The organism is Empedobacter sp. UBA7248 (assembly GCF_002472945.1).
Classification (GTDB): domain Bacteria; phylum Bacteroidota; class Bacteroidia; order Flavobacteriales; family Weeksellaceae; genus Empedobacter; species Empedobacter falsenii_C.
The window spans coordinates 137,239-163,632 of sequence record NZ_DKSU01000008.1; the positions used below are offsets into that span (position 1 = coordinate 137,239).

30 protein-coding genes, 1 tRNA gene and 1 pseudogene are annotated in these 26,394 nt (G+C 31.8%); 21 read left to right on the top strand and 11 right to left on the bottom strand.

The annotated features are described in order from the left end of the window. Positions 1-110 precede the first annotated feature (110 nt). Positions 111-183, bottom strand: a tRNA-Lys gene (locus B4A23_RS07645). A gap of 298 nt (positions 184-481) precedes the next feature. Here B4A23_RS07645 and B4A23_RS07650 point away from each other — a divergent pair. Both B4A23_RS07650 and B4A23_RS07655 read left to right on the top strand, forming a co-directional pair. Next, entirely contained in the window at positions 482-1,087 is a 606-nt protein-coding gene (locus tag B4A23_RS07650; protein ID WP_280050413.1) for a hypothetical protein, read from the top strand. A gap of 2 nt (positions 1,088-1,089) precedes the next feature. After that, positions 1,090-1,617 carry a shikimate kinase gene (locus B4A23_RS07655; protein WP_291118655.1) on the top strand — a complete coding sequence of 176 codons (528 nt, stop codon included), beginning with the start codon at positions 1,090-1,092 and terminating at the stop codon, positions 1,615-1,617. Here the strand turns inward: B4A23_RS07655 and B4A23_RS07660 are convergent. Next, entirely contained in the window at positions 1,614-2,027 is a 414-nt protein-coding gene (locus tag B4A23_RS07660) for an RNA-binding S4 domain-containing protein (protein WP_115001391.1), read from the bottom strand. The genes B4A23_RS07655 and B4A23_RS07660 overlap by 4 nt on opposite strands. A 68-nt stretch (positions 2,028-2,095) precedes the next feature. On the opposite strand from B4A23_RS07660, the gene B4A23_RS07665 reads away from it, so the two are divergent. Then, positions 2,096-2,851, top strand: a complete 756-nt coding sequence (locus tag B4A23_RS07665; RefSeq protein WP_291118657.1) for a hypothetical protein — start codon at positions 2,096-2,098, stop codon at positions 2,849-2,851. A gap of 96 nt (positions 2,852-2,947) precedes the next feature. Next, positions 2,948-4,150, top strand: coding sequence for a nicotinate phosphoribosyltransferase (pncB, locus tag B4A23_RS07670; RefSeq protein WP_291118659.1), 1,203 nt, complete (start codon positions 2,948-2,950; stop codon positions 4,148-4,150). Between the two features lie 74 nt (positions 4,151-4,224). Here the strand turns inward: pncB and B4A23_RS07675 are convergent, their stop codons facing one another. Beyond that, positions 4,225-5,529 (bottom strand): aminopeptidase P family protein, encoded by a 1,305-nt coding sequence (locus B4A23_RS07675; protein ID WP_291118661.1) that lies wholly within the window; start codon positions 5,527-5,529, stop codon positions 4,225-4,227. 338 nt (positions 5,530-5,867) lie between these two features. On the opposite strand from B4A23_RS07675, the gene rpsF reads away from it, so the two are divergent. From rpsF to rplI, 3 genes and pseudogenes are all read left to right on the top strand, one after another. Then, the gene (rpsF, locus tag B4A23_RS07680) at positions 5,868-6,215 is read left to right on the top strand and encodes a 30S ribosomal protein S6 (protein ID WP_038334492.1); all 348 of its coding nucleotides are present in this window, start codon (positions 5,868-5,870) and stop codon (positions 6,213-6,215) included. An 8-nt stretch (positions 6,216-6,223) separates the two neighbouring features. Further along, positions 6,224-6,526, top strand: coding sequence for a 30S ribosomal protein S18 (gene rpsR, locus B4A23_RS07685; RefSeq protein ID WP_019976570.1), 303 nt, complete (start codon positions 6,224-6,226; stop codon positions 6,524-6,526). Positions 6,527-6,547: 21 nt separating this feature from the next. Further along, positions 6,548-7,045: pseudogene (rplI, locus tag B4A23_RS07690) on the top strand (50S ribosomal protein L9); the annotation flags it as partial. A gap of 209 nt (positions 7,046-7,254) precedes the next feature. On the opposite strand, the gene B4A23_RS07695 reads toward rplI, so the two are convergent. Continuing rightward, a complete protein-coding gene (locus tag B4A23_RS07695; protein ID WP_286484754.1) occupies positions 7,255-8,079 on the bottom strand; it encodes a DUF5694 domain-containing protein in 825 nt (274 codons plus the stop codon). Positions 8,080-8,221: 142 nt separating this feature from the next. Between B4A23_RS07695 and B4A23_RS07700 the strand changes: the two genes are divergently transcribed. Together B4A23_RS07700 and B4A23_RS07705 are read left to right on the top strand one after the other, a co-directional pair. After that, positions 8,222-9,289: a sensor histidine kinase gene (locus B4A23_RS07700; protein ID WP_115001401.1), complete on the top strand. Its 1,068-nt coding sequence runs from the start codon at positions 8,222-8,224 to the stop codon at positions 9,287-9,289. Further along, a complete protein-coding gene (locus tag B4A23_RS07705; RefSeq protein WP_291118663.1) occupies positions 9,276-9,956 on the top strand; it encodes a LytR/AlgR family response regulator transcription factor in 681 nt (226 codons plus the stop codon). The genes B4A23_RS07700 and B4A23_RS07705 overlap by 14 nt, the downstream gene beginning before the upstream one ends. Before the next feature lie 52 nt (positions 9,957-10,008). On the opposite strand, the gene aroC is transcribed toward B4A23_RS07705, so the two are convergent. Both aroC and B4A23_RS07715 read right to left on the bottom strand, forming a co-directional pair. Continuing rightward, positions 10,009-11,073: a chorismate synthase gene (aroC, locus tag B4A23_RS07710; RefSeq protein WP_291119484.1), complete on the bottom strand. Its 1,065-nt coding sequence runs from the start codon at positions 11,071-11,073 to the stop codon at positions 10,009-10,011. Between the two features lie 17 nt (positions 11,074-11,090). Further along, the gene (locus B4A23_RS07715; RefSeq protein WP_038334667.1) at positions 11,091-12,164 is read right to left on the bottom strand and encodes a 3-oxoacyl-ACP synthase III family protein; all 1,074 of its coding nucleotides are present in this window, start codon (positions 12,162-12,164) and stop codon (positions 11,091-11,093) included. Between the two features lie 123 nt (positions 12,165-12,287). Between B4A23_RS07715 and B4A23_RS07720 the strand changes: the two genes are divergently transcribed. The 10 genes from B4A23_RS07720 (at position 12,288) to B4A23_RS07765 (ending at position 20,090) form a co-directional block, all read left to right on the top strand. Then, the gene (locus B4A23_RS07720; protein ID WP_180904965.1) at positions 12,288-12,851 is read left to right on the top strand and encodes a hypothetical protein; all 564 of its coding nucleotides are present in this window, start codon (positions 12,288-12,290) and stop codon (positions 12,849-12,851) included. 25 nt (positions 12,852-12,876) lie between these two features. Further along, positions 12,877-13,617 (top strand): bifunctional demethylmenaquinone methyltransferase/2-methoxy-6-polyprenyl-1,4-benzoquinol methylase UbiE, encoded by a 741-nt coding sequence (ubiE, locus tag B4A23_RS07725; RefSeq protein WP_038334486.1) that lies wholly within the window; start codon positions 12,877-12,879, stop codon positions 13,615-13,617. A 26-nt stretch (positions 13,618-13,643) separates the two neighbouring features. Next, complete coding sequence (locus B4A23_RS07730; protein WP_291118665.1) at positions 13,644-14,444, top strand: porin family protein; 801 nt, start codon at positions 13,644-13,646, stop codon at positions 14,442-14,444. Between the two features lie 51 nt (positions 14,445-14,495). After that, a complete protein-coding gene (locus B4A23_RS07735; protein WP_115001412.1) occupies positions 14,496-15,635 on the top strand; it encodes an acyl-CoA dehydrogenase family protein in 1,140 nt (379 codons plus the stop codon). Positions 15,636-15,759: 124 nt separating this feature from the next. Next, entirely contained in the window at positions 15,760-16,620 is an 861-nt protein-coding gene (locus B4A23_RS07740; RefSeq protein ID WP_180904968.1) for a fumarylacetoacetate hydrolase family protein, read from the top strand. A 355-nt stretch (positions 16,621-16,975) separates the two neighbouring features. Further along, positions 16,976-17,431, top strand: coding sequence for a 50S ribosomal protein L13 (gene rplM, locus B4A23_RS07745; protein WP_038334665.1), 456 nt, complete (start codon positions 16,976-16,978; stop codon positions 17,429-17,431). Positions 17,432-17,440: 9 nt separating this feature from the next. After that, the gene (rpsI, locus tag B4A23_RS07750) at positions 17,441-17,827 is read left to right on the top strand and encodes a 30S ribosomal protein S9 (protein ID WP_038334481.1); all 387 of its coding nucleotides are present in this window, start codon (positions 17,441-17,443) and stop codon (positions 17,825-17,827) included. A gap of 124 nt (positions 17,828-17,951) precedes the next feature. Beyond that, positions 17,952-18,698: a 30S ribosomal protein S2 gene (gene rpsB, locus B4A23_RS07755; RefSeq protein WP_038334479.1), complete on the top strand. Its 747-nt coding sequence runs from the start codon at positions 17,952-17,954 to the stop codon at positions 18,696-18,698. A gap of 114 nt (positions 18,699-18,812) precedes the next feature. After that, on the top strand, positions 18,813-19,637 hold the full coding sequence (gene tsf, locus B4A23_RS07760) for a translation elongation factor Ts (RefSeq protein WP_038334478.1): 825 nt from the start codon (positions 18,813-18,815) through the stop codon (positions 19,635-19,637). 129 nt (positions 19,638-19,766) lie between these two features. Then, the gene (locus B4A23_RS07765) at positions 19,767-20,090 is read left to right on the top strand and encodes a T9SS type A sorting domain-containing protein (RefSeq protein WP_115001418.1); all 324 of its coding nucleotides are present in this window, start codon (positions 19,767-19,769) and stop codon (positions 20,088-20,090) included. A 67-nt stretch (positions 20,091-20,157) separates the two neighbouring features. Here the strand turns inward: B4A23_RS07765 and B4A23_RS07770 are convergent, their stop codons facing one another. Next, a complete protein-coding gene (locus tag B4A23_RS07770) occupies positions 20,158-20,937 on the bottom strand; it encodes a superoxide dismutase (RefSeq protein ID WP_291118667.1) in 780 nt (259 codons plus the stop codon). A gap of 386 nt (positions 20,938-21,323) precedes the next feature. Between B4A23_RS07770 and B4A23_RS07775 the strand changes: the two genes are divergently transcribed. Further along, the gene (locus B4A23_RS07775) at positions 21,324-21,608 is read left to right on the top strand and encodes a hypothetical protein (protein WP_291118669.1); all 285 of its coding nucleotides are present in this window, start codon (positions 21,324-21,326) and stop codon (positions 21,606-21,608) included. A gap of 60 nt (positions 21,609-21,668) precedes the next feature. Beyond that, positions 21,669-22,337 (top strand): hypothetical protein, encoded by a 669-nt coding sequence (locus B4A23_RS07780; protein ID WP_291118671.1) that lies wholly within the window; start codon positions 21,669-21,671, stop codon positions 22,335-22,337. Between the two features lie 44 nt (positions 22,338-22,381). On the opposite strand, the gene hemE is transcribed toward B4A23_RS07780, so the two are convergent. The 4 genes from hemE to hemA are packed head-to-tail and all read right to left on the bottom strand — an operon-like array spanning position 22,382 to position 26,255. Next, positions 22,382-23,410, bottom strand: coding sequence for a uroporphyrinogen decarboxylase (hemE, locus tag B4A23_RS07785; protein ID WP_286484763.1), 1,029 nt, complete (start codon positions 23,408-23,410; stop codon positions 22,382-22,384). Further along, the gene (locus tag B4A23_RS07790) at positions 23,397-24,074 is read right to left on the bottom strand and encodes a uroporphyrinogen-III synthase (protein WP_291118673.1); all 678 of its coding nucleotides are present in this window, start codon (positions 24,072-24,074) and stop codon (positions 23,397-23,399) included. Before B4A23_RS07790 ends, hemE begins: the two co-directional genes overlap by 14 nt. Further along, complete coding sequence (gene hemC, locus B4A23_RS07795; protein WP_291118675.1) at positions 24,074-25,000, bottom strand: hydroxymethylbilane synthase; 927 nt, start codon at positions 24,998-25,000, stop codon at positions 24,074-24,076. Before hemC ends, B4A23_RS07790 begins: the two co-directional genes overlap by 1 nt. A 7-nt stretch (positions 25,001-25,007) precedes the next feature. Then, positions 25,008-26,255, bottom strand: a complete 1,248-nt coding sequence (gene hemA / locus B4A23_RS07800) for a glutamyl-tRNA reductase (RefSeq protein ID WP_291118677.1) — start codon at positions 26,253-26,255, stop codon at positions 25,008-25,010. Between the last annotated feature and the right edge of the window lie 139 nt (positions 26,256-26,394).

Genomic DNA, 26,394 nt, shown 5'->3' on the forward strand with positions numbered 1-26,394 from the left:
GAGCTACCAGGTCTCCGTTTTTTCGGACTGCAAATATACGATTATATCTGAGTTTACAAAACGAAAAACGTTTTTATTTTTCTTATATAAAAAAGAACGTTTTGACTAAGTGACCTGGCTGGGGCTCGAACCCAGGACCCCAACATTAAAAGTGTTGTGCTCTACCAACTGAGCTACCAGGTCGGTTTCTTAAATCGAGTGCAAATATAGGGCGTTTAATACTAATTTAACAAACGTTTTGTGAAGTTTTTTACAATTTATTAATTAATCATTTCGGTTTTAAGAACTTAAATTTAGATAAATTTTTAGTTTTTTTTTGAAAGATAGAATTTCGAGTAAGAAAACTGAAAAAATAAGCCATAGAAACATCATTTTATATATTTGATAAATGATTTATATACTATATTTGTCAACCAGCAAATCTAAATCTATGTGAACCGAAATTATTTTCGGAACGCTATTTAAAGATTGAAATTTTAGAATGAAGAAGAATATACTATATATTATTATTGCTTTGTTTTCGGTAGTATCGTGTAAAAAATCTGATAATCCAGAGGCAGACGTACCCGATTCTGAATATGCAAACAATTGTAATCAGGAAACAAAAGATGCACATTTGTCTAATTTTGCATTGAAAGAGTTAAAGGAATTGATAAAAGATCAACCACAGATTATTCATCAAAAATTGAATGATCGTTGTTTCAAGGTTTCTAAACTTGGGAAAAATCTATACATTCAAAATTCTGATCGTTTAGATTCTTTGAAAATCAAAAACAATAATCAAGGAACGATGTTTTTGAATAAAATAACAGCAATACAGGTTTCGCAAGAGATTGTTTACAAATTAACGTATTCTTTTCCGATTAAGTTCTTGAATCAATATAGAGCAGAAATCAAAAAAGATGCGCCAAAATCTAAATATCATCATTCAAATTCTATTGTTACCAACGAAGATTATCAGGTAACTTATAATGTGGAGCGATATGATGCAAGACGTTTGGAGAATACGTATTCGTATCAAATTGATACGTTTGATGGATACGCGAGATTAACTATTTTTTATTCAGAAGACTTACCAGTAGACTAATCATGATTATTTCTTTAGTAGGATATATGGGTAGCGGAAAATCGACTACCGGAAAAGATTTAGCCAAAGCATTAGGTTTCGAATTTATCGATCTTGATGATTTTATCGAAAATAAATATCAAACAAAAATTAGTGAGATTTTTGAAAAAGAAGGCGAATTAGGTTTTCGAAAAAAAGAAAGAGAAGCCTTAAAAGAAGTTTTGACTTCAACAAACATTGTGCTTTCTTTGGGCGGTGGAACTCCTGTTTATTACGATAACATGGATGAAATTGCCAACAATTCGATTTCAATTTTCATGCGTGTACAATTACCGCAATTGGTGAAACGATTGGAAAATAAAAAAGAAACTCGACCTTTGATTGCTCACCTTTCTGATGAAGAAATGATGGAGTTTATTGCGAAACATTTGTTTGAGCGCAATCAGTTTTATGAAAAGGCAAAATATACAATCAGTATTTCAAACCAAAGTACATTAGAGATTTTGGACGAAATTATGAAACATCTTAAAAAGGAGAAGATTTGGAATTAATCCAAATCTTCTCCTTTTATAATGATACCTTCTGCATCTTCTCCACCCTCTTCTAAATAATCATCCAAATCTCGGCGATCTTTTTTCGTTGGTCGACCTTCACCTCTTTCACGATAATAATCTTGCGAAAGCTTTCGAAGCTCTAAAACTTCATATTCTTCTTTTGGCGTTGTATCCACAATATGCAAGGTTAACAATTTAGCTCCAATTCTATTATTTGGCACTTGCAATACTTTAAAAGATAAATTAATTTGATCTTTTCTCACCTCAATCGCATCACCTGGAATTATATCTCGCGATGCTTTTGCTACATCTCCATTCACTTTTACACGATTCTTTTTTACCGCATCAGCCGCTAAAGATCTCGTTTTATAATATCTAACACTCCAAAGAAATTTATCTAATCTCATTTAAAAACTGAATATTTGTTAGGTTAAACTAATATTTTTTCTAAATTCGCAATATAAATCGAAATAACATGATAAAGAAATTCTTCGTTACTTTAATTGCATGTTCTGCTGTTTTAGTAGGATGTAATAATGATGATGATAATGGTGTAAATAAAGAAACTAAAATTCCAATTGAAGAACGTAATGCATTAGACGATGAAGCGATTCAACAATACATGGAAGATTTTTACTTCAACTCTAAAGGTGTACTTACAAAATTTGATACTATCAAAGGAAACGAAGATGATGCTTATCCAACATTAAAATCTTTAGCAAAACAAGACAACTTAGGAATTTGGTATGCCGAAAATCCTAATCATAAAGGAACAGGAAAAACTATTGTTTCTAATGATAGTACTTCTATTTATCTAAGTTCTATTTCAACATATTTTGTTGCAACGAATAGTACAGACTACAAAAGAAAATATGGTTCTTTGGGTCAGTTTTATTATTCAAGTATAAATACTGGAGATGGTTCTGCTACACAAGATCCAACTTTTTATTACTTTACACCAACAGCAACAGAAATTAAAAATGGTGTAAAAAGAGAACACATCGAATTAAAAAACTTTGTAGAAGGACTGAAACATTTCAAAACAACTGAACGTGCTACAACTGATTTGTATAACTTTCAAGGTGTAATTATTTTACCTTCTCGTTTAGCTTATGCAAGAAACAAATATTACGTTCAAAGTACAGGGTTAACTGAATATTCAACATACAGAGACGCAACTATAGTTTTCAATTTCGAATTACCTAAAATCGAGAAAAGAACAACAAAATAATTATCTTCAAAACTAGATAATCTTACAAAAACCATCTACATTGATGGTTTTTTTTTATCTTTAAATTTCAAAATATATTAGAATTAAACCTAAAAAATGAGTATTATAAAATCTATTATCGATAACGATTTCTATAAATTCACCATGCAATTTGGCGTTACAAAATTATATCCAGATGTAATGGCTCGCTATAAATTCATCAACCGTGGTGAACATCAATTTCCTGAAGGTTTTGCAGATGAATTGCAAAAAGAAATCAATGCAATGGCTTCACTTGCTTTAACCAAAGACGAAAAAAACTTTTTCACAACGAACTGTCCTTATTTAAGTCCTGCTTATTTAGATTTTTTGCAAGGTTATCGTTATGATCCAAATGAAGTAAAAATCACTCAAAATGGTACTGATGTAGAAGTGCATGTAGAAGGATATTGGTATCGCACAATTCTGTGGGAAGTTCCAATCTTGTGTTTGATTAGCGAAATTTTCTATAAATTGACAAATGCGCAACGTATTTCTAACGAAGAAATCACAAAACGCACAAGTGATAAAGTTGATTTATACAATCGTCTTGGCGTTACAGTTGCGGAATTTGGTACTCGTCGTCGTCACAGTTACGAAGTTCATGATGTCGTGATGAAAGAATTAACAAACCATAAAGGAAAAAGTTTTGTTGGAACTTCTAATGTTCACTTTGCTCATAAATATGGCGTAAAACCAATTGGAACTCATGCTCACGAATGGTTTATGTTTCATGGTGCACGCTACGGATTCAAAATCGCGAATTCAATCAGCTTAGATCGTTGGGTAAAAGTTTATTATGGTGATTTAGGAATTGCTTTGACTGACACTTATACGTCGGATGTTTTCTTTGGACAATTTGATAAAAAACTATCTAAATTATTTGATGGCGTTCGCCACGATTCTGGAGATCCAATTGAATTTGGAGAAAAAACAATTGCGCATTACGAAAAAATGGGCATCAATCCTTTATTCAAAACGATTATTTTCTCGGATGGATTAAATTCAGAAAAAGTGGAAATGATTACAAAAGCTTTCAAAGGAAGAATTGGATTATCATTTGGAATTGGAACGAACTTAACAAATGACACTGATTTAAAACCTATGAATATCGTGATGAAATTAACCGAAATTTCTTCGATAGATATAAAATGGACAGGCGTTGTAAAACTTTCGGACGAAAAAAATAAACACACAGGAACTCCACGTATGATTGCTCTTGCAAAAGAAATGTTAGATTTAGATGATATTCCATCGCATGATGCGCCAGAAAATGATTAAGAATTATCTTTTAAAATAAAAAATGGAACTCAATATTGAGTTCCATTTTTGTTATCATTTAATATAATGAAAGATTATTTATTCATTAAATCTTCGATTTCTTCTGCTTCTAATGGAATATTTTGCATCAAGTTGAAAGGCTTTCCTTCTTTCTGAATTACATAATCATCTTCCAAACGAATTCCAAAACCTTCTGCAGGAATATAGAATCCTGGCTCGTTTGTGAAAACCATTCCAGCCACAAAATCATCAGTCAATAAACCATAATCATGTGTATCTAATCCCATGTGATGAGACGTTCCGTGCATCATGTATTTTTTGTAAGCTGGCCAAGCTGGATCTTCGTTTTGTACATCTGCTTTATCCAATAAACCTAAACCTAACAATTCAGAAGTATAAACTTTTCCTAACTCTTCGTGGTATTTATACCAATTATTTCCAGGAACTAACATCGTTTCTGCTTCTTTTTTACAACGTAAAACTGCATCATAAACTTCGCGTTGACGTTTTGTATATTTTCCATTAACCGGAATTGTACGTGACATATCTGATGAATAATTTGCATATTCTGCAGCAACATCAAACAAAATCAAATCACCATCTTTACATTCTTGGTTATTTTGAATATAATGTAACACATTCGCATTATTTCCAGACGCAATAATTGGCGTGTATGCAAAACCTTTTGAACGATTACGTAAAAACTCATGAACAAACTCAGCTTCGATTTCGAATTCCCAAACACCAGGTTTTACGAAATTTAAAATACGACGAAAACCTTTTTCTGTAATATCACACGCTTGTTGAATCAAAGCAATTTCTTCCACTTCTTTTACAGAACGCAAACGTTGCAAAATAGGATTTGAACGTAAATAAGTATGTCCAGGATAATCTGCTTTCAATTGTTTTACAAAACGATCTTCGCGCGTTTCTAATTGTGGCGCTTCCGTTACACGATAATGTTCGTTTTTATTCACATAGACATTTTCTACTTCTACCATCAATTTGCGCAAAACATTTGGTAAATCTTGTAACCAAAGTACAGTTTTGATTCCAGAAACTTCTGTTGCTTGAGCTTTTGATAATTTTTCTCCTTCCCAAACTGCAATATGATCGTTTGTTTCGCGAACAAATAATACTTCTTTATATTTTGGATCGTAAGCATCAGGAAAAATTAATAAGATAGATTCTTCTTGATCAACTCCAGATAAATAAAAAATATCACGATGTTGTGCAAATGGTAACGTAGAATCTGAAGAAATTGGATAAATATCGTTAGAATTGAAAATAGCAAGAGAACGAGGTTTCATTGCTTTTACAAATTTCGCTCTGTTCTTTACGAATAATTCGCTTGGAATAGGATTGTATTTTGTTGTCATAAAATTTTACATTAATTATTATGACCAAATTTAAGAAGATGTTTTTAGAAAAAAAAGGAAAACCCTCGCAGAAACGAGGGTTTTAACCTTAACCAACCTAAACCTATGAAAAAGCCATTAGCCTTTTATGTTGACAAATGTAAGCTACTTTTTTTAAACTGCAAATTTTTTTTAAAAAAAGTCAATATTTTTTTAACGTCAATATGATAAAACGATAATATTCAACAAATAAGCTATCTATAAAAATTCAATAATTATTCATTTGCGATATTCAAATAATTATTCTTATATTTGCACCTCGAATTTTAGTATAAATAATAACTTAAAAGAAGTTAAAAATGACACATTACGAAACTGTTTTCATTTTGACTCCCGTTCTATCTGATTCTCAGGTAGAGGAAGCAGTTAATAAATTCAATGACTTTGTTACTGCTAACGGTGGTGAAATCGTAGCAAAAGAGAACTGGGGCTTAAAAAAATTAGCTTACCCAATTCAAAACAAAAGAAATGGATTCTACCACTTAGTAGAATTTAAATCAGACAATAACGAGTTAGTTTCTCAATTAGAAGTTGCTTACAAACGTGATGAGCGTGTAATCCGTTTCTTAACTGTGAAATTAGACAAACACGGTATGGACTGGGCAGAAAAACGTAGAACAAAATTAAAGTCTAACTCTAACAAATAAGCAAAGCTATGGCAATTGACGATTTAGCAAAAAAAGCAGCTGGAGGTAGCGAATCAGAAATCCGTTATTTATCTCCTTTAGATATCGAAACACAATCAAACTCAAAATATTGTCGTTTCAAAAAATTTGGAATCAAATACGTTGACTATAAAGACGCTGATTTCTTAATTCAATTCGTGAATGAGCAAGGTAAAATTTTACCTCGTCGTTACACAGGAACATCTTTAAAATACCAAAGAAAAGTTTCTAAAGCGATCAAAAGAGCTCGTCACTTAGCATTAATGCCATTTATTGGTGATCAATTAAAATAATAACCTAAATATTAAAATATCATGAACGTAATTTTAAGACAAGATGTAGAAGGTTTAGGTTTTGAATTTGAAGTTGTTTCAGTAAAACCTGGATACGCACGTAACTTCTTAATCCCTCGTGGATTAGCATCAGTTGCAACTCCAAAAAATGTACAAGAATTAAATGAAGTTTTAGACGCTCGTAAAGCAGAAGAAGCTACATTAATCTCTGCAGCGAAAGAAAAAGCGGCTAAATTAGATGGTTTAGTGGTTAAAATCGACGCTAAAGTTGGTTCTGGAGACAAATTATTTGGATCTATCAACAATGCAGATTTAGCAGAAGCTTTAGTAAAAGCTGGTGTTGAAATCGAGAAGAAAAATATTAGAATCCCTGGAAATACTATCAAACGTTTAGGAAAATACGAAGCTAAAGTTCGTTTCCACAGAGATGTTGAAGTAGATTTCGGATTTGAAATTGTACCAGATGCTGCATCTATCAAAGCTGCTGAAGAAGCTGCTAAAACTAGAGCAGAATTAGCTAAATTAGATGCTCAAAAAGCAGCTAATGCTACTAAAGAAGAAGGTTCTTTCTTCAACTATGATAACCCAATTTACGCTAACGACAAGAAAGCGAAAAAAGAGGAAGTATCTGAAGAAGTTGTTACAGAAGAAACTCCATCTACAGAAGAATAATTATTATTCAACTATATATAAAAAAACCTCGCAGTTTGCGAGGTTTTTTTATGCTTTTATTTTAGATAATCTAACGTATTTACTTCTTTAAACTTTGGTGAACGTCGTAAGAAATCTTTAAAGAAAGCCGTATGTGTAGCTCCCATTAATACAAAAATACGATCGTCTTTTGTTATTGGCACATTATTCATATTTGAGAACATGGCTAAATTTCTATGATAATATTTCGCCGCTTGTTCTGCTCCTATTGGATATTTTTTGTATGAAACCGTCGTTAACATATCTGCATTAACTGCAACAGAAAAATCTAAAAATTCTGGTTGATTATAGTACTGCAATAACTCTTTCAATTTCACATCTTTTTTTGTAATTCCATTTTTTGATTCATTATTTCGGAACATTTCAATGTATTTTTTGAATGTAATCGAATCATCTTGCTCTTTCAACAAATCACCAAGCATATAAAGATAATCTTCTTGATAATTAATTCCGTAAATTTTCTTCGATCCGCTTAGTCTCCCAACTTCATAAGCCAATAACTCAACTTCGTTTGGATTTTCAAACTTCATTTTAGGATTAAGTAAATAATCTTGAAAAAGTTTATTCAACATTTTATTGCGAGAAGGATTTTGTTCAACTAAAATAATTGTAGGTTTAAAAGCCGCAATCTGCTTTGCTATTTCATGTATTTGACGAACATTATCTTGGTTATTCTCATCAAATTCAGTCGTACTTGCATCTGGCGTATATCCCATGTGAAAAGTTCCCATATTAAGAACTGGAATAGCATCATCAAATTTTGTTTGAAATTGATATTTTGCTTGAGCAGATAAATTCATAGTACCAATAAATGTAGCAATTGCAATAAATAAGTTTTTCATTTGAGTTAATTTTTAATTATGATTCAAATTTCTGTGATTCTGAAAAAATTGACTTCTATTTATCGACTAACCCATTTGATTTATCGACGAATCACTTCACTTTTATCTAGAAAAGAATCTAATTTTACAAAAAACAAAAACAATGGAGCGTGATAAAAAAAATTTAAGTTTCTCGAAACAAAAAAGTGTACTTATACTTTTGGGGTTCTGGCTTATTTACATTCTGTTTGATTATATAACAGTTGGATTAGTTAATCTAACTAACGGAAATTCATTTTTTAAAGCAATTACATTATTTGCATCAACAATGTATATTGTTCAGTTAATTACAATTTTTATTATCTATTTTTTTATTGCCCCCTATTTTCTTAAAAAAATCAATTGGAAATCGATATTATTCTCTATAATATGTTCCTTTACAACATTCATTATTGTTCGTTATTTTATTGAGCAAATTATTACAGATTTTTTGTTTCACAAAGTCAATTATTTTGAAGGAACAACGATTAGTTTTTACATTTACGACAATTTACATTATGGTTCTTTCATCGTTTTTTCGTCACTTTTTTTATGGATGACATTTCATTCAATCCATACACTAAAACAAAATAACATTATAGAAAAAGAGAAAAAAGAAGCTGAAATCAATTTTCTGAAATCTCAAATTAATCCTCATTTTTTATTTAATACCCTTAATAATATCTATAGTTTGGTTAGTGTAAATTCTCCTCATTCGCTGAAAGCTATCGAAAATTTGAGTGCAATTATGCGTTTCACAACCTACGAAACCAATAAAGATAAAATAGAAATTGAACGAGAAATTGATTACATCAATCAATATTTAGATTTGGAGCAGATTCGTTATGGAGAAAAATTTTATGTCGAAAAAGAATTTTTGATCGAAAATTCTAAAAAATTAATTCATCCGTATATTATTTCGCCTTTAATCGAAAATGCAATAAAACATGGTGTTGTAAAAGACATTAATCATCCAATTAAAATCAATTTAAAAACCAATTCTGAATACCTTGAGATTTCCGTTTCAAATAAAATTAATCAACATCAAAAAGATGAAACTTCTGGAATTGGATTAACAAATTTGAAAAAAAGATTAAATTATTATTTCGGAAATAATTATACTTTCGAGATTAAAAACGATTACGAAACCTTTCATATTTACCTAAAAATTCCATTAAATGACGAAAATTAAGTGTATTATTTTAGACGATGAACCTTTGGCTGTTGAATTATTAAAAAAACACGCTTCTGAATATGAAAATTTAATTGTTTCACTTGCTACAACTGAAGTTTTTGAAGCAATTGATTTTCTCAAAAATAATAAAGTTGATCTTATTTTCACAGATATTCAAATGCCCGAATTAACAGGAATTCAATTGATGAAAATCCTTGATCATTCTCAGAAATTTATTGTTACAACTGCTTATCAAGATTATGCTTTAGAAAGTTTTAATTTTCATGTGGTTGATTATTTATTGAAACCTATCACGAAAGACCGTTTTGATTCGTCAGTAAAAAAGTATGTTGATTTTTTTCAAACGACATCAACTAAAAATCAATCGACTTATTTGTTTGTAAAAGCAGATGGAAAGCAAGTAAAAATTAATTTTTCGGACTTAATTTACATTGAAGGTTTGAAAGATTATATTCGAATTCATACCAAAACTGAAAAAATATTAGTCTTAGAAACCATGAAATCTTTCGAAGAAAAATTACCAAATCATTTCAAAAGAATTCATCGTTCGTATATCATCAATCTTGATTTTTTAACTTCAATAGATGGTAATTCTGTTTATCTCAATCAGAAAATTTTACCAATTGGAGAAACATACAGAAAAGAAATGAAGGATTTTGGTTAAAAGCGTTAAGCAACAAAAAACTCCAACTTTAAAAGTTGGAGTTTTTTGTTATTTATATATTTCTTGTTCGTTGTATCAGCAACATATCAGCCAAAACCATCGCAGCTAAACTTTCTACAATAGGTACGGCCCTTGGAACAACACAAGGATCGTGACGACCTTTTCCATGCATTTCGACCATTTCGCCATCAGCATTCAACGTCGTTTGTTCTTGCATCAATGTCGCAACTGGCTTGAAAGCAACTTTGAAATAAATATCCATTCCATTCGAAACTCCACCTTGTATTCCGCCAGAATAATTGGTTTTTGTTGTTCCATCTTGGTTGAATTGATCATTCATTTCTGAACCTTTCATTGATGTTGAAGCAAAACCTTCGCCGTATTCAAAACCTTTCACCGCGTTTATCGACATCATTGCTTGCCCTAAACGTGCGTGTAATTTATCAAAAATTGGTTCACCTAAACCTACTGGCACATTTTGAATAACGCAAGTCACTTCACCACCAATTGTATCACCTTCTTTGCGAATTTCTTTGATACGATCGATCATTTTTTCTGCCATTTCTAGATCTGGACAACGTACTGCCGTATCTTCAATTTTAGAAAAATCTAATGTAGAATAATCATTATCCAACTTCAACTCACCTACTCCGCTTACATAAGCTGTAATATTGATATTTGGAATCACATGTTTTGCAACAGCGCCACCAACAACCCAATTAGCCGTTTCGCGCGCAGAAGTTCTTCCTCCACCTCTATGATCGCGAACACCATATTTGGTTTCGTATGTAAAATCGGCATGAGAAGGACGAAAAACGCCTTTGATATGATCGTAATCGTGCGATTTTTGATTATCATTCGGAATAATAAACCCGATAGAAGCACCTGTTGTTTTTCCTTCAAAAATACCTGAAAGAAATTGTACTGCATCTGGTTCTTTTCGTTGTGTCACAATTGCAGATTGCCCTGGCTTACGACGATCTAATTGCGCTTGTATCCAATCAAAATCTAATTCGATTCCACTTGGAACGCCATCAATTACACCTCCAATCGCTACACCATGACTTTCGCCAAAAGTTGAAATTTTAAATAGTCTTCCGAATGTATTCACAATAATATATGTGTTTTTTGTTTTTATTTTTCGAATTGATAAATCACCGCATTAACATTCATTGTAGCTCCAACAGAAGCTAAAATAATTTTATCATTTGCGTGAAATTGATGAGGAGCTAATTCTCCTTTTTTGATTAAATCAAACATTGTAGGAACCGTTGCTACAGATGTATTTCCTAAGAATTGAACCGTCATTGGATCAATTTTTTCTGGAACAGCTACACCATATAATTTGTATAAACGCTCTATCATCGCATGATCCATTTTTGCATTTGCTTGGTGCAATAAAATTTTATCAATATCAGTAATTGATAAATTTGTTTCGTCTAACAATTCTTTGATTGCCGGCGGAACATTTTTTAATACGAATTCGTAAACTTTACGACCTTTCATATTAATTGTTTTGATTGAACCTTTATAGTCTGGATTTGCAGAACGTCCATTTGTCAAGTAAGCCAATTCATCACCTGTATAACTTAAAGTTTCATGATTGATGATTCCATATTTATAGTCAGCTTCTTTTGCTTCTAAAACAACTGCTCCTGCTCCATCTGCAAAAATCATCGCAGAACGATCATGTGGATCTACAGCACGAGATAGCGTATCAGAACCGATTACCAAAACTTTCTTTGCAATATTTGCTTGAATAAATTGATGTCCTAAAATCAATGATTCTATCCAACCTGGACAACCAAATGTCATATCATAAGGTTTACATTTTAGGTTTTTTATTCCTAAATTGTGTTTTACTTTTGCCGAAATTGACGGCATAATATCAATTTGATGACCAACAGGATCAATATCTCCAAAGTTGTGTCCAACGATTATATAATCTAATTCTTCTGGATTAACGCCAGATTCTTCAATTGCTTTTTTAGCTGCAAAAGTTGCGATATCAGAATTTAATAAATCATCTTCTACATATCTTCTTTCTCTGATTTCTGTAATTTCCTCAAATTTACGCGTAATTTCTTCACCAGTTTTATCCAAACGATTTCCACTTTCGTCATAAAATTCGTGGTTAACAAAATCTTCGTTCGTAACAATTCTATTTGGTAAATAGTGTCCAGAACCTGTAATTACAGAGTTTATCATATTAATATTGTTCAATTTTAATAAAAAAATAATAGCGACAAAGTTACACATTTCATTAAAATAGTCATGAAAAATATGTAATAACTCATGCTGAAATTAATAAAGTATAATTAATTTAGCAGCATGAAAAAAAATCCTTCATTAATTGGTCTTTTAATCGTCTGTGGATTAGCTGCTTTGATCGTTGTTGTTTATAACACTTTTTTGAGCAAAAAAGATGGGTATGTGATTGACAATCCATCAAACAAAACCTTGACAATCAAAATTAACGATAAAGATTTTACAATTGCACCTCAACAAAATGCAAGAGTAGACCTGAAAAAAGGAAAAGCGCATATCGTTTATAGTTTTAATAACAAAAATGTAGATACAGTTGTAGATATTACAAGAGCAAATGGTTTTATAAATCCAACGCATCAAGAATATTATACATTTACACGACCTTATGGTGTTAGAAAAAACAAAGATTCTATCTTTTTATCAAACAATATTGCAATAGATAACAAGGTTTATCACGGAATTATCGAAAAATCTTCTCAATTATACATCGAAAACTTTTACTACAACATCGATCAGGATTATCCTAAGATGTTTATAAAAAGTGGCGGAAGCGAGAAAGCAACTGATTTATCGAAAATATTTAACAAAGAAGATTTTAAACAATTTTATTTCGAGAATTACGAATAAGATTTAGATTTTATAACTTTACAAAATGGCAAATCATCAACACGATGCAGTAACTCCTTACGAAGCATCAGATCTAAATAAAAAGAAACAAGTCGAGCAAATGTTCGATAATATTTCGCCAAAATACGATTTATTAAACCGTGTTTTATCAATGGGAATCGACATTCAATGGCGAAAAGATGTCATCAAAATGGTAAAAGCTTCTCAACCAAAAACGATTTTAGATATCGCGACTGGAACAGGAGATTTAGCGATTATGATGGGTAAAAATACCGATGCAAAAATTACTGGATTAGACTTATCTAACGGAATGTTGGAAGTTGGTCGCAAAAAAGTAAAAGAAGCTGGATTAGAAAATCGTATCGAAATGGTACAAGGTGATTCGGAAAATTTACCTTTTCCTGATAACACTTTTGACTGTGTAACCGTTTCTTTTGGTGTTCGTAATTTTGAAAACTTAGAGAAAGGTTTAGCAGAAATTAATCGTGTTTTAAGACCAGGCGGAACTTTTGTTATTTTAGAATTTTCGTATCCTACAGCTTTCCCAATGAAACAATTGTACACGTTTTATTCTAAAAATATTTTACCTGCAATTGGTAAAATGGTTTCGAAAGATCAAAGTGCTTATACCTATTTACCAGATTCAGTTCGTGCTTTTCCACATGGAGAAGAGATGAAAAACATCTTGAAAAGTGTAAAATTTACACAACCTATTGATAAAAAACTTACTTTTGGTATTGCAAGCATTTATAAGAGTATAAAATAAAATTGCTTGTTATTCGTTGAAAGTCTATGAGAAAAAATCTAATCATCGCATTATCGTTAACTGTTGCTAGCATTGCAAATGCGCAGTTTCGCCCTAATAATGACAGAAGTGAAAACAGAACTGAAACTGATCAGAAAAAATTTAGTTTTGGATATTTCTTGGGAACTAATATGATGAGTTACAAGATTGTTCCTAAAGCTCAAACAAATCCGTTACCAGGAACTCCTCAAACTCCAGAAGATGATGGAGTAAATGAACACGGTTTAGTTTATTTAGATCAAGAAAGTAAAGCTGGTTTCTCTGTTGGATTAATCGCAAAAATGCGAGTAAATGATTATATTGATTTAAAATCAGAACCAGGATTGCATTTTGCTCAACGTATTTTACATTTTCGTAATGCCCCTTTAGCTGGTACATCGACTGGTACTTATGAAGGAAATTTAGAAGATTCTAATGTAAAACGTGAAGTAAAATCTACTTATATCGAAATTCCATTGTTACTTAACTTTCACGGAGATCGTTGGTTCAATACACGTCCATACATTCAAGGAGGTTTGGGTTATCTAATGAACTTACAATCGAACGAAAATAAAGAAGACGATAACGCAACTGGAGTTTTTAGAACAACAACAAATAACTTTAACTGGCAAGCTGAAATTGGAGTTGAAATTTATTTCAAACGATTTAAACTTACACCAGCTCTAAAAGGTATGTTCTTCTTTAATAATGAAATTGTTCCTGATAAACCTTCTACAGACCCTTATTGGACAGGAAGCTTGAATTCATTATCAACCAGAGCATTTGTTTTTTCTCTAAAATTTGAATAAAAATTTAAAGTCATAATCATAAAATAATAAAAACCATAAATAAATAATCACATGAATTTTCAATTATCGGAAGAACAATTAATGATTCAAGAAGCTGCTCGTGATTTCGCTAAAGCCGAATTATTACCAGGAGTTATCGAACGCGATGAAACATCTACTTTCCCAACTGATGCAGTAAAAAAAATGGGAGAACTTGGATTCTTAGGTATGATGGTTGACCCAAAATACGGAGGATCTGGTTTAGATAGCGTTTCTTATGTCATTGCAATGGAAGAAATCGCTAAAGTTGATGCTTCTGCTGCTGTTGTCATGTCAGTTAACAACTCTTTGGTTTGTGCTGGTATGGAAAAATATTGTAACGAAGATCAAAAACAAAAATATTTAGTACCATTAGCTTCTGGTCAAGTGATCGGAGCATTTTGTTTATCTGAGCCAGATGCTGGTTCTGATGCGACTTCTCAAAAAACTACTGCGGTAGATATGGGAGATCACTATTTATTAAATGGTACAAAAAACTGGATTACGAATGGTGGAACAGCTTCTACTTATTTAGTAATCGCTCAAACTGATCCAGAAAAAGGTCACAAAGGAATCAATGCTTTCATCGTAGAAAAAGGATGGGCAGGTTTCGAAATTGGACCAAAAGAGCAAAAAATGGGAATCCGTGGTTCTGACACACATTCATTATTCTTTAATGATGTAAAAGTTCCAAAAGAAAACCGTATCGGTGAAGATGGATTTGGATTTGCTTTCGCAATGAATGTCTTAAACGGAGGACGTATCGGTATTGCTTCTCAAGCATTAGGTATTGCTCAAGGTGCTTATGAATTAGCGTTAGATTATGCAAAAATTCGTAAAGCATTCAAAACAGAAATCATCAATCATCAAGCTGTTGCATTCAAATTAGCAGATATGGCAACTAATATTACAGCTGCTCGTATGTTATGTTTCAAAGCTGCGGTTGAGAAAGACGAAGGAAAAGATATTTCTATTTCTGGTGCAATGGCAAAACTATTTGCTTCTAAAACAGCGAACGAAGTTGCTTCGGAAGCCGTTCAAATTCATGGAGGAAATGGTTATGTTCGTGAGTATCATGTAGAGCGTATGATGCGTGATGCAAAAATTACTCAGATTTACGAAGGAACATCAGAAATTCAAAAAATTGTAATTTCGAGAGGAATTGCTAAATAATTTTAGATAAATATAATTATTTTTTATCTTTATGAGACATCTGTTAATGACAGATGTCTTTTTTTTATTTATTTAATCAAAAAACAATACGTCGTATATTTGTGGCGGAAAAAATATAAAGAAGATGAAAATTTTTAGATTCGGACCAAAAGGTCAGGAGAAATCAGGTGTAATCATCGATGAGAAAAAATTCGATGTTTCAGCATCTGGAATTATTTATGATGATGATTTTTTTGGAAATACAGAAAAACAAGAAACTTTACAAAAATATATCGAGCTTAACATTAATAGCTTGCCATTAGTTGAAGATGATGTACGTATTGGTACACCTTTAACTCGTCCAGGAAAAATTGTTTGTGTAGGTCTTAACTTCGATGATCACGTAAAAGAAACAGGTTTACAACAACAAGCAGAACCGATTATGTTTATCAAAGCGAATCAATCGTTTAACGGACCAGAAGACGGAATTATGCAACCAAATGGTTCTACAAAAATGGACTGGGAAACAGAACTTTGTATTATTATTGGTGAAAAAGCAAATAATGTAACGGAAGAAGACGCAATGAATCACGTATACGGTTATGCATTGATTAATGATATTTCTGAACGTGCTTTCCAAACAGAACGTGGTGGTACTTGGGACAAAGGAAAAGGATGTGATACATTTGCACCTGTTGGACCTTTTATTGCAACAAAAGACGAAATCGAGGATGTAAATAATTTACGTGTCTGGTTAAAATTAAACGGAGAATTGATGCAAGATGGTAATACAAGTGATTTTATTTACCGTATTCCTAAATTAATTTCTTACCTATCTCAATTTATGTCTTTCTTACCAGGAGATATTATTTCTACAGGTTCTCCAGCAGGATCAGGAATGGGAAAAACACCTCAAGTTTGGTTAAAACCAGGAGATGTTATCGAATATGGAATTGAAGGTTTAGGTTCTACAACTCAAACTATTTTACCTTTCTCAAGAGGTTAAAATAAGATATCTTACAATAAAAAAACCGTGCATTTTAAATTTTGAATTGCGCGGTTTTTAAATTTTGTTTAGCATCATACTTAATTGATTAAACGATAAAATGAATACTTTTTTATGTAATTTGTTAATCATTTTAAAACAATCAATCGGTTAAATAGAACGTCTAATTCGAAAAAAATATTGGATATTCAATTAATTAACGTAATTTTGCAAACGTTTTGACAACCATCTAAATGGTACAAATCCATCAAAATGATGAATAATTCCTAAAATCTTTTGGGAAAACAGAATCATTTTGTACATTTGCACCCCGATCGGATTGTCGGTAATTTATAAAATATTAAAAATCAAGATAGTGGACACGTTAAGTTACAAAACTTCATCAGCCAACAAAGAAACTGCTCAGAAAGAATGGGTAGTTGTGGACGCTTCTGACTTATCATTAGGTCGTTTAGCGTCAGGTGTTGCGAAGCTTATCAGAGGTAAGCACAAAACAAACTTCACTCCTCATGCAGATTGTGGAGATTATGTAATTGTTTTAAACGCTGACAAAATTCAATTAACAGGTAACAAATGGGATGACAAATTATACATCCGTCACACAGGTTACCCAGGTGGACAAAGATCTTTAACTGCGAAAGAAGTTTTTGCAAAAGATCCTGTACGCTTAATCGAAAAGTCAGTAAAAGGAATGTTACCTAAAAATAAATTGGGTAGTAAATTATTGACTAATTTACATGTATTTGTTGGTACTGAGCACAATCACGAAGCTCAACAACCAAAACAAATCGATATTAACGAATATTTATAATCTAATTCCATGGCAATAGTTCATAAAATCGGACGTAGAAAAACATCTGTTGCTCGTGTATACTTACAAGAAGGTAATGGAGAAATCTTCATTAACGGGCGCGAGTTAGCAATCTACTTCCCTACGGCAGTATTACAATACAAAGTAGAACAACCATTTTTAATCACTGGTACAAAAGAGAAATACAATGTAGATATCAAAGTATTTGGTGGTGGAATCACTGGTCAAGCTGAAGCAATTCGTTTAGCAATTTCTAGAGCTTTATGTGAAGTTGACGCAGATTTTCGTTTACAATTAAAACCAGAAGGGTTATTAACACGTGACCCACGTATGGTTGAACGTAAAAAATTCGGTCAAAAGAAAGCGCGTAAGAAATTCCAATTCTCTAAACGTTAATTTATTCAATTCATTAAAAAATCCATTTTCCGTTGGTTTAGCATCTAAACAAATAAGGCTAGAATTTTTCGACCACTTGTTTGTTGCTTGTTGAGATAACGGAACGTAAACTAAAAAAAAGAAAATGGCAAAAGTAAATGTAAAGGACTTATTAGGTGCTGGTGTGCACTTTGGTCACTTAACAAGAAAATGGAATCCGGCTATGGCTCCTTATATTTTTATGGAGAAAAACGGAATCCACATCATCGACCTTCACAAAACTGCAGTGAAATTAGATGAAGCATCTGAAGCTTTAGGAAAAATTGCTGCATCTGGACGTAAAGTTCTTTTTGTTGCAACTAAAAAACAAGCGAAAGATGTTGTAGCTAAGCATGCTGAAGAAATCAACATGCCTTATATTACAGAACGTTGGCCTGGTGGGATGTTAACTAACTTTGTTACTATCCGTAAAGCAGTTAAAAAAATGAATTCAATCGATCGTATGAAAAAAGACGGTACGTTTGAAACACTATCTAAAAAAGAAAGATTACAAGTTGATCGTCAAAGAGCATCTTTAGAGAAAAACTTAGGTTCTATCGCTGATATGACACGTTTACCATCTGCAGTATTTATTGTAGATATCGTACGTGAGCACATCGCTGTAGCTGAAGCTCAAAAATTGGGTATTCCAATCTTTGCAATGGTTGATACAAATACTGACCCACGTCAAGTAGATTTCCCAATCCCTGCAAATGATGATGCTTCTAAATCTATCGATATCATCTTATCTACAGTAGCTGATTCTATCAAAGCTGGTTTATCTACACGTAAAGCAGAAAAAGAAAAAGCAAAAGAAGGTAAAGAAGAAGGAGCTGAAACAAAAGAAGCTTAACATTAACTTGATGATCAATTCATCGATATAATATACCTTGTAGCTCCTACACCATTTTGTGGTGTACGAGCTACTTTTATTTAAAATATTAAGAAACAAAATAAAAATATTACTATGAGCTACAAAGCAACAGCCGCTGAGGTAAGTAAATTAAGAAACGCAACTGGTGCGGGAATGATGGACTCTAAAAAAGCTTTAGAAGAAGCTGGTGGAGATTTCGATAAAGCTGTAGAAGTTTTACGTAAACAAGGACAAAAAGTAGCTGCTAAAAGAGCTGACCGTGATTCTACAGAAGGTGCAGTTATCGCTAAAGTTAACGCTGACCAAACTAAAGGTATCGTTATCGCTTTGAACTGTGAGACAGACTTCGTTGCTAAAAATGAAGCTTTCGTTGCTATGGCTAACGAAATCGCTGATTTAGCTTTAACAGTTAACTCTAAAGAAGAATTATTAGCTTTACCATTCGCAGGAATTACAGTTGGTGAAAAATTAACTGAGCAAACAGGTGTTATTGGAGAAAAAATCGAAATTGGTACTTTCCAAGCTATCGAAGGTGCTATCGTTAATTCTTACATCCACGCTGGTAACAAAATTGGTGCTGTAGTTTCTCTATCTGCTAACGTAGAAGGTGCTTCTGAAGTAGCTCGTGACGTTGCTATGCAAGTTGCTGCTATGAACCCAGTAGCATTAGATGAAACTTCTGTTGCTCAATCTGTAATTGACACTGAATTATCTATCGCTAGAGAAACTTTAGTTGCAGAAGGTAAACCAGAAAACATGATTGAAAACATCGCTCAAGGTAAATTACAAAAATTCTTCAAAGAGAATACATTAGTTCACCAAGCGTCAATCAAAGACGGAAAAACTTCTGTTCAAGATGTCGTTAAAGCTGTTAACGCTGACTTGAAAGTAACTGGATTTATCCGTTACAGCTTATAATAAGTTTATAATTTTTATTATATATCTTAAAGTGATGCTAAAATTTAGCATCACTTTTTTGTTTGGTATATATTTTGAAATGTTTGTTTTATAATTATTTATTTTTATATTTGTTAGGATTACAAGCATATGAAACACTTTATACTATTTATAACTATATTTTTATTCACCATAACATCTGCATCAGCTCAGTCGAGATTTGATCAGGACAAAGGCTCTGTTAGTATTTATCCAAATCCTGCGAGTTCTACGTTTACAATAAAATTTGATAATCCATCGAAAGCAAGTTCGGTGTCGATATATTCAATTATTGGAAATGAAGTGATGAATAAAAAATTAGACGGAAGCCAAAAAGCAAACTTTAACGTACAAAGTTTGAAAAAAGGAAAATACATTGTTCGCGTTTTTAATGAAGATGGAACAACAGAAACACAATCGTTGATTAAGAATTAAAATAAAAAATAAACAAAAAAGCTTCTCAAAAATTTGAGAAGCTTTTTTTATGTCGTTATCCGAAAGTCTATTTCGCTTTCTTGTAATTATCTTCAACTTGTTTCCAATCCAAAACATTGTTAAACGCTTTCAAATAATCATCGCGTTTGTTTTGGTATTTTAAATAATAAGCATGTTCCCAAACATCAATTCCTAAAATTGGCATTCCCGCAACCTCTGCTCCTGGCATCAATGGATTATCTTGATTTGCTGTACTTGTAACCGCCAAACTTCCGTCCGCTTTCACAACCAACCAAGCCCAACCAGAACCAAAACGTTTAGAACCCGCTTCGTCCAATTGTTTCATCAATTCTTCTGTAGAACCAAATGTTGCATCAATCTTCGCTTTAAGATCTCCTGTAGGCGCTTTCTGCGGCGTTGGAGACATAATATCGAAATATAGCATGTGATTGTAATATCCACCAGCATTTTTGCGCAAAGCAGCATTATTCATATCCATTTTTTTCAAAATGTCTACAATATCATTCGATTTGATATTTGCTTCTTTTAGCGCTGTATTCAATTTGTTGATGTATCCTAAATAATGTTTAGAGAAATGAACCTCCATTGTTTTTGCATCAATGTATTCGTTCAATTCATCGTAACCATATTTCAAAGGTTTAATTTGGAAAGTTCCTGGGTCAGCTTTAACATCTGTAGGATTTCCAACAGGCTCTGCAGCAGCTTGCACTGTATCTTGTTTTACAACTTCTTTAGTTGTTGAGTCAGCATTTTCTTTCTTCGTTTCGCATGACTGAACAAAGAAAAGAACACCCAAAACTGACATCAAAAATATACCCTTTTTCATCTTATTCTTTTATGTAGTTTACTTATGATATTAATATTTCTACTAAAATATACTAAAACTATCGAATATAAAATTGATTTCTTTTAATTTTCTGTTAAAATGGAGATTAGAATGTATTTTTATTACATTTATAATAATTAACACGAAACAAAATGACGATTAAAAATCTATTTGCAATCATAATCAAATTGATTGGTTTTTTCTTTATTATAGAAACTTTTATAACATTTTTTCCCGAGCAAATCAATCTGTTAATGAACTTTGATGTAATATTTCCTGAAGAAATAAAAAGTCAAAATATCGTGTTATTTCCTTACATCACTCTTGTAGTTTTATTCATTGTACTGTTTTTGATTTATTATACTTTCATTTATAAAACAGAAATTATGATTAGATTTCTTAGAATCGAAAAATATTTTGAAGATACAAGAATTGAAAATCTAACAATTCCTATTCAAAAATATGCACAGATTTCGATAATAATCGTTTCGATTATTTTATTGATTTTTCAATTACCTATTTTTATCAATACAACAATTAAGTATTTTAGTGTAAAAGATTCTTTTCAAAATGGACTAACTTCTGATTTAATTTCGAGTTCAATTATTATTCTACTTTCATTTATTGGAATTATTTTCAGTGATAAACTCTCAAAAAATTTTGCGAAATAAACACTATTTTATTTCAGAGATTTTAATTATTCTTATTTTATTAATTATAAAAAACCAAAGATGAAATATTACCTAACTTATATTCTATTTATAATTTGTTCAATTTCTTTTTCACAAAATATTGATGAAAAAAGAGATATACTAATTCATAATCTTTGTAAGATCCTTTCCGAAAATAAAAATCTTAATGATTTAGAAAGAATTAATTTAGTTAATCAAAATGTTAGTTTAATTAAATATTTTAAAGATTTTTCAAAAGATGAAATTCAAGCTGAAGAAGAAGCTATCTTTTATAGATTTCAAAAAAATTGTAAAGAATACACTGATATAATAAAGAAATTCTCTGAAAAAAATAATGAAAACTGGATTACTTTAGAAAATTTGCCTAAATCAACAATCAATGACAAAGATTATAATTTAGTAAAGTCAGCTTCTGAATTATATTATTTTGACTACGAAGGAAATAAAACAATTGTAAAAATTGAAGATAATAATTGGATTGAATATTTTATTGATGAATCTTTTTCTAAACTAAAATTATATTGGATAAAAAATAATGATTTTAATTTAGAGTTTTTAGAAAGTAATAATTCAATGAAAAAATCATTTAGTAGAAAAGGAGAAATATATCAATATAGAATTGTAAGTAAAGAGAATAATTATTATTGGATAGCTTATTATACAAAAGATCTAAATAATATCGTAAAATTTAAATTATATATTCAATAAAAAAACCTTCCATTACGGAAGGTTTTCTTGTTATATAGAGTTTCTTAATCTCTCTTATAATTTACAACAGCTTCTATAAAAGCTTGTGCATTTTCAACTGGAATATTTGGTAAAATTCCGTGACCTAGATTGGCAATGTATTTATACGGACCAAAATCGTCAATCATTTCTTTTACCATTTGCTGAATAGTTTCTGGAGGAGATAACAAACGAGAAGGATCAAAATTACCTTGTAACGTCTTTTTGAAACCTGTAAACTCACGCGCTAATTGCGGCGTAATTGTCCAATCAACACCCAAAGCAGAAGCTTTAGAATCTGCCATTTTCTCTAAAGCAAACCAACAACCTTTTGCAAAAACTGTTACAGGAACTACTTTAGAAACTTCGTTTACAATTTGCTCGATGTATTTCCAAGAAAATTCATCATAGTCTTTTGGCGATAGCATTCCACCCCAAGAATCAAAAATCTGAATCACATTTGCACCGTGTTCCACTTTTTTCAACAAATATTGAATCGTTGTTTGAGTGATTTTTTCTAACAATTGATGCGCTGCAACTGGATTTTGAAAACAAAAACCTTTCGCTTTGTCAAAAGATTTAGAACCTTGTCCTTCTACAGCATAACATAACAATGTCCAAGGAGAACCTGCAAAACCAATCAACGGAATTTTATTGTCCAACTCTTTCTTTGTAATATCCATCGCTGCATAAACGTAACCTAACTCTTCTTCAACATCAGGAATATAAACTTTTTCTACATCTTGAGCTGTACGAATAGGATTCTCTAACCATGGACCAACACCAGGTTTCATCTCGAAATTCATTCCCATTGCTTGTGGTACAACCAAAATATCTGAAAAGATAATTGCTGCATCCAACGGAAAACGACGAATTGGTTGAACTGTAATTTCAGCCGCTAATTCTGGCGTTTGACAACGTGTAAAGAAATCATATTTATCTCTCAATTCGATAAATTCTGGTAAATAACGTCCTGCTTGACGCATCATCCACACTGGCGGACGTTCTACCTCCTCACCTCTCAATGCTTTTAAAAGCAAATCATTTTTTATCATTGATGTATTTTTTTATATTTTCGATAACTACTTCCACCAATGGTGTTTGCGCAGTTATAATTTCATGATTTGGATAAACTTCTTGTATCGCAGAAGTTGTTGTATTTCCGATTGTAAAAATACACGAACTTTCCGATATTTCATTTTGTTGATGAAACGCTTTGAATGATAACGGACTAAAAAAAGCATAGGTATCAAAAGTTTCATTTAATTGATAAACAATCTGTTCTGATTGATATGTAATAATTTGATTGACTTCGTGATTTGCTTTTGACAATTCATTTACCAACAAATCTCGGCGCGATGAACCGCATAAGAAATTCCATTTCGGAGAATAATTTCCTGAAATCAATTTCGGAGCTAAATCTTCTGCATAATCTTCAATCAACACAACCTCTCTGTTTTGCGCTTTTAGTTTTTCTGCCGTTTTTTTTCCAACAACAAAAAAATGACCATTCAATTCCAATCCTTGAATGGCATTTACTGTATTTTGACTCGTCACGATAAATTGATGAACAGATTCATCAATCTGTGCATAAATTTCATTTTTCGAAGTCAATTCGATTTGTAAAGTTGGTTTACAAACCACCTCAACATCGGCTCCAAATTCTTTTTCAAGTAATTCAGGAGAAATTAACTTCGTGAATAAAACCTTCGTTCGCACTATTTCGTTCCGATTTCTTTTTTAATTTCTTCAATCATTTTTGCAGCACCTTGCGCAATACATTCTTCAGCAAATTCGCGACCTTTTGTCAAATATTCATCTGCTTTGAATTGTCTTTCGATTGAAATCATTTCTTGTCCATCGATTGATAAAATTGCTCCTTTGAACGAGTAATTTTCTTCATCAATTTTCTCAACTAACGCACCAATTGGCGCTGTACAACCTCCTTCTAAAACATTCAAGAATTGACGTTCTACCGTAGCAAAAAGTTCGCATTGAGGATTATTAATATCACTCAAATCCAAACCTTCTTTGGCTACAATTCCTAAAATTCCTTGTGATGGCGCAGCAATCATCCAATCAATCACTTTATAATGAAGACCTTTTTCTGCCAATTCATTCAAAATTTCTGAACGATCCAAACCTGCAAACGCAAAAACAGCTCCGTCCCAATCTGCATTATCTTGCAACTTTTTCAGACGCAATTGCACATTTCCACGTAAATCTACAATCGTATCATTTGGATATTTATGATTCCAAAATGCTTTACGGCGTAAAGATCCTGTTGCAATAATTCGGTGCTCTTTCTCGAAAATATCTTCCGATTTGTACACCAAAATATCCGCAGAACTTGCACGCTCTGGATACGCAATCAACTCTAATGTTTCTGGTAAAACAGTTGGCACATCTTTCAACGAATGAACCGCAATATCTACTTGATCATTCAACAAAGCAATGTCCAATGAACGCGTAAAAACACCTGTTAAACCTAATGAATAAATGGGTTGTTTTAGATTTGCATCACCTTCAGAAGTAATCGGAACGATTTCTGTTGGATGACCTTTTGCCTCAAGAATAGAAGCAACTTTATTGGCTTGCCAAAGCGCTAACGGACTTTGACGTGTACCAATTTTTATTGTTTTCATGATTGTATTAAGCTTGTTTTAAATGAAACATTTTTTCGATTAACTGAATTGTTTCGTCTGCATTTTCTTTATTTTCAATCAAATAAGAAGCAAACTGATTTGTAATTTTCTGAATTACTTTTTCAGTTAAAATCGTTTCATTTTCGTCAATGTTTACATTATCTTTTTTCAAGTTATTTAAAGCAAAACTCTGAAAAAAGTCTAATCTATCTTTGAAAGATTGAATAGCAGGAACCAATTCTCTGGTTTCTAACCATTCGTAAAACTCTGTAGAATGCTCCTCTATAATTACCAAAGCTTCTGGAATTGCATTGCGACGTTGCGCAATCGTATCATCTACCATTTTAGACAATCCGTCCACATTTACCAATTGAATAGATTCGCGAGCAGCCAACGTATGAATTACATTTTCTGGAACTGACATATCTATAATCGTCATTTCCTTATCGAACGGAATCATTTCTTCTGTAATCGTGTAATTACTTGCTCCCGTTGCAACAATTAGAATATCTGTTTTTTGTAATTCTTCTTTTAATTCGATGTGATCTTTTACGGTAATATCGTATTTCAAACCAAGAACTTCTGCCTTTTCTTTTGTACGATTGATTAACGTAATGTTTGTATTTGGATAATGTTTGACCAAATTAGCGCACGTATTACGACCAATTTTACCAATTCCATACAACAAAATATTTTTGTCGACCAAGTTTCCTTGCGTTGCTTGAATAAAATTAACCGCAGAATATGCAACCGAAGCAGAACCGTTACTTAAGAAAGTTTCGTTCTTTACTTTTTTACTAATTTGGATCGCAGTATTTACCAAACGCTCTAAGAAAGCATTTGATGCACCTTGTTTTTTGAAACGAGAAAACCAAATTTTGATTTGTCCGATGATATCAAAATCACCTAAAATCTGACTTTCTAATCCCGAAGAAACTCGGAATAAATGTGTAATCGCTTCTTCTCCTTCTTTTACCATCATAAATTGACGGAATTCATCTGCATTACCTTCTGTGTATTTACAGTATTGCTCAACGATTTGATCTTCGTTTTCTGCAAAACCATAAAATTCAGTACGATTACAAGTTGATACAATAAAAAAGTTTTCTAAACCATTCGTTTTAGAATCTTGTGTAAACGTTTCAACTTGTTCCGGGAAAAATGTAAATTTACCACGTGTAATGGCGTCAGCTTTTTCATAACTGATTCCGATTACGTAAAAATTTTCTTCCGTTTTATTACCTCTAATTGCCATTTCTTCAAATACTGATACAAAAGTAGTTTCAAAAGTCTTCGAAAAATAACTTTAAAAAGAAAAAATAACGCTAAAAATTAAAGTTTGCTTTTTTAGAATAATTATAAATTAAAGGTTTATATTTGTATGTAAACCATTA

Excerpts from the sequence above, each read along its gene's own strand:
- B4A23_RS07780 (WP_291118671.1), top strand. The coding sequence starts at position 21,669 with ATGAAATATTACCTAACTTATATTCTATTTATAATTTGTTCAATTTCT.
- rpsR (WP_019976570.1), top strand. The coding sequence starts at position 6,224 with ATGGCAATTGACGATTTAGCAAAAAAAGCAGCTGGAGGTAGCGAATCA.
- hemE (WP_286484763.1), bottom strand. The coding sequence starts at position 23,410 with ATGATAAAAAATGATTTGCTTTTAAAAGCATTGAGAGGTGAGGAGGTA.
- B4A23_RS07740 (WP_180904968.1), top strand. The coding sequence starts at position 15,760 with ATGAAAATTTTTAGATTCGGACCAAAAGGTCAGGAGAAATCAGGTGTA.
- B4A23_RS07765 (WP_115001418.1), top strand. The coding sequence starts at position 19,767 with ATGAAACACTTTATACTATTTATAACTATATTTTTATTCACCATAACA.
- pncB (WP_291118659.1), top strand. The coding sequence starts at position 2,948 with ATGAGTATTATAAAATCTATTATCGATAACGATTTCTATAAATTCACC.
- B4A23_RS07715 (WP_038334667.1), bottom strand. The coding sequence starts at position 12,164 with ATGATAAACTCTGTAATTACAGGTTCTGGACACTATTTACCAAATAGA.
- B4A23_RS07770 (WP_291118667.1), bottom strand. The coding sequence starts at position 20,937 with ATGAAAAAGGGTATATTTTTGATGTCAGTTTTGGGTGTTCTTTTCTTT.
- rpsF (WP_038334492.1), top strand. The coding sequence starts at position 5,868 with ATGACACATTACGAAACTGTTTTCATTTTGACTCCCGTTCTATCTGAT.
- B4A23_RS07675 (WP_291118661.1), bottom strand. The coding sequence starts at position 5,529 with ATGACAACAAAATACAATCCTATTCCAAGCGAATTATTCGTAAAGAAC.
- B4A23_RS07660 (WP_115001391.1), bottom strand. The coding sequence starts at position 2,027 with ATGAGATTAGATAAATTTCTTTGGAGTGTTAGATATTATAAAACGAGA.
- B4A23_RS07775 (WP_291118669.1), top strand. The coding sequence starts at position 21,324 with ATGATTAGATTTCTTAGAATCGAAAAATATTTTGAAGATACAAGAATT.
- hemA (WP_291118677.1), bottom strand. The coding sequence starts at position 26,255 with ATGGCAATTAGAGGTAATAAAACGGAAGAAAATTTTTACGTAATCGGA.
- B4A23_RS07655 (WP_291118655.1), top strand. The coding sequence starts at position 1,090 with ATGATTATTTCTTTAGTAGGATATATGGGTAGCGGAAAATCGACTACC.
- ubiE (WP_038334486.1), top strand. The coding sequence starts at position 12,877 with ATGGCAAATCATCAACACGATGCAGTAACTCCTTACGAAGCATCAGAT.
- rpsI (WP_038334481.1), top strand. The coding sequence starts at position 17,441 with ATGGCAATAGTTCATAAAATCGGACGTAGAAAAACATCTGTTGCTCGT.
- B4A23_RS07700 (WP_115001401.1), top strand. The coding sequence starts at position 8,222 with ATGGAGCGTGATAAAAAAAATTTAAGTTTCTCGAAACAAAAAAGTGTA.
- tsf (WP_038334478.1), top strand. The coding sequence starts at position 18,813 with ATGAGCTACAAAGCAACAGCCGCTGAGGTAAGTAAATTAAGAAACGCA.
- rpsB (WP_038334479.1), top strand. The coding sequence starts at position 17,952 with ATGGCAAAAGTAAATGTAAAGGACTTATTAGGTGCTGGTGTGCACTTT.
- hemC (WP_291118675.1), bottom strand. The coding sequence starts at position 25,000 with ATGAAAACAATAAAAATTGGTACACGTCAAAGTCCGTTAGCGCTTTGG.
- B4A23_RS07665 (WP_291118657.1), top strand. The coding sequence starts at position 2,096 with ATGATAAAGAAATTCTTCGTTACTTTAATTGCATGTTCTGCTGTTTTA.
- B4A23_RS07720 (WP_180904965.1), top strand. The coding sequence starts at position 12,288 with ATGAAAAAAAATCCTTCATTAATTGGTCTTTTAATCGTCTGTGGATTA.
- B4A23_RS07735 (WP_115001412.1), top strand. The coding sequence starts at position 14,496 with ATGAATTTTCAATTATCGGAAGAACAATTAATGATTCAAGAAGCTGCT.
- B4A23_RS07705 (WP_291118663.1), top strand. The coding sequence starts at position 9,276 with ATGACGAAAATTAAGTGTATTATTTTAGACGATGAACCTTTGGCTGTT.
- B4A23_RS07730 (WP_291118665.1), top strand. The coding sequence starts at position 13,644 with ATGAGAAAAAATCTAATCATCGCATTATCGTTAACTGTTGCTAGCATT.
- B4A23_RS07650 (WP_280050413.1), top strand. The coding sequence starts at position 482 with ATGAAGAAGAATATACTATATATTATTATTGCTTTGTTTTCGGTAGTA.
- B4A23_RS07695 (WP_286484754.1), bottom strand. The coding sequence starts at position 8,079 with ATGAAAAACTTATTTATTGCAATTGCTACATTTATTGGTACTATGAAT.